Annotated in this window: 1 protein-coding gene; it reads right to left on the reverse strand. The window is 61.1% G+C overall.

What is annotated here, in order from left to right:
* The coding region (locus NMQ16_RS19095) for a PAS domain-containing protein (protein WP_373566817.1) at window positions 1–1,961 on the reverse strand (1,961 nt) is incomplete at its 3' end.
* Window positions 1,962–2,188: the final 227 nt, after the last annotated feature.

The following is a 2,188-nucleotide window of genomic DNA, read 5'->3' on the forward strand; positions in this document are numbered from 1 at the left end:
GCCGCCGTGTTGATCGCCTCCGTCGAATCCTTGATCCGACCCACTACCTCGCGCAGCTTGTCCACCGTCGTATTCGTGTCTTCCTTCAGCCGACCGAACGTCCCCGCGTAATCGCGCTCGATCTTGCGGCTCAGGTCACCCTGCGCCATCGCGTTGAGTACCGATGCAAGATCGGTCAGGCTGTCGGAAACCTGGGCCACCAGCCCGTTGAGCCCGTCGGACAGCGCCTTGAAGAAGCCCTGCTTGCCGTCCGCCGACAGTCGCTTGCCGAAGTCACCCCGACTCGCTGACTGCACGAGATCGGTCACTTCCTTTTCGATGGCATCCTCGTCGGTGCGATCGAGCCATTCGCCGACCGACCCCAGACGCTGCCCGGCTTCGTTGACAATCGGACTGGTGGTCAGCCGGTACAGACGCCCGCCGATGACGATCTCGCTCTGCACCGTGGCGGACAGACCTGCCAGCCGACGGCGTGCCGCTTCCGGATCGTCGTAGAACACCGTGATGTCGCTGCCGATGAAATGCTCTGCCGAGAACGTCGGCACCTTCTTGCGGATTTCCGCTTCGGTGCGGCGCAATGTGTCGAGCAGGGTCTTGTTGGCGTAGATGACGCGACCGTGGTTGTCGGCGATGCGGACATTGGTCGTGACGCTGTCCAGAGCCTCGCGGATGCGCAGGTTTTCGTTGGCGACGCGCCTTGCTTCCGCCATGTCGGCACCCAGCTTGATCTTCATCGACTTGGCTGCGTCGAAGATGACGATCATTTCGTCGCGGCGGGTGGTATCGATCGCCACATCGAGCTGACCGTCGGTCATCCGGTGCAGCATGGCGGTCACGTCGTTGATCGGCCTGACGATGGCACGCATCAGCAGCCAGGCGCCCAGCGCGGCCAGCAGGAGGCCAAAGACCAGCAGCGCCGAAATGATGATGAAGACGCGCGAAGATTCATCGCGGACACGCTGGATCTCGCCACCGGCCACCCGGATCTGCAGATCGATCAATTCACTGATCTTTCCGGAAATGGGATCGATGACCGGGTACAGGTCACTGACGGTATAAGCCGTCAATGCGTCCATGTCCTTGCTGCGCATGATCGCGGCCAGACGTTCGATCGACGCATCGGCCGTGGCCATCAACGGCTTTGCCTGCGCAATCAGGGCGGCTTCCTCGCCGGTCATTTCGCTGGCGAGGTAGGCGTTCCAGTTTTTCTCTATCGTGTCGTTTGCCAAAGCCAGGCTGCGTGAGCCTTCGGCGAAGTCGAGGTTGCCGTTGCGTACCTTGTGTGCCGTGTCGACGATGTTCACCGCATACATGTCAGCCACTGACTTGAGCTGTTGACTCGGCAGTACGCGATCGTGATAAACCCCGCGCAGGGTCGATTCAGTCAGCTTCATTTCATACATGCCGATACCGGCAATGGCCAACATCATCAAGCCGACGAATCCGATGATGGCAAACATGCGTGCACGAACGCTCAGGTCGGCGATGAAGCGCTTCGGTGAAAAGCCCTTCCTGACAATCACTCCGTCGCGCACGACAAGCCCGGCTGCATTGCCTTCGCGGAAATCGCGATAGGCCTTCTCGGCCACCTGGATCTGTTCGCGCGTCGCACGTGTGCGCACCGACATGTAACCCGATACCGAACCGTTCTCGAACAGCGGCGTGGCATTCGCGACCACCCAGTAGTGGTCGCCGTTCTTGCAGCGGTTTTTCACCATGCCGGTCCATGGACGCTGCGCCTTGAGGCAGCGCCACATGTCCTCGAAAGCTTCCTTCGGCATGTCAGGATGACGCACGATGTTGTGTGGCTGACCGATCAGCTCGGATTCCTCGAAGCCGCTGACTTCCAGGAAATCTTGATTCACATAGACGATCTGACCCTTGAGGTCGGTACGCGACACGATGTTGTGGCGTTCCGTCACCTCGATCTCACGCTGGGTTACCGGCGAGTTCATCCTCATTCGTCTCTCCAGAAGCTGTGTTGCTGACTGTTCCGTGTCCATGTGAGCGGGTGGTTCAGAACTCTTCCCACTCTTCCTCGTCGACCGCCGCAGCGGTGGCAGGCTGAACCCGCCTCACCTTGCCCAGCGCCCCGCCGCGCGAACGCGGCAGCACCGGCTCGCTGTTCGCCGCCTCGCGCTTCGTCAGCGATGCCCCGTCGAACGCCACTGCGCCGCGACCGCTGCCC

It is taken from the genome of Methyloversatilis sp. XJ19-49 (genome assembly GCF_024580145.1).
In the GTDB taxonomy this organism is placed as follows: Bacteria; Pseudomonadota; Gammaproteobacteria; order Burkholderiales; family Rhodocyclaceae; genus Methyloversatilis.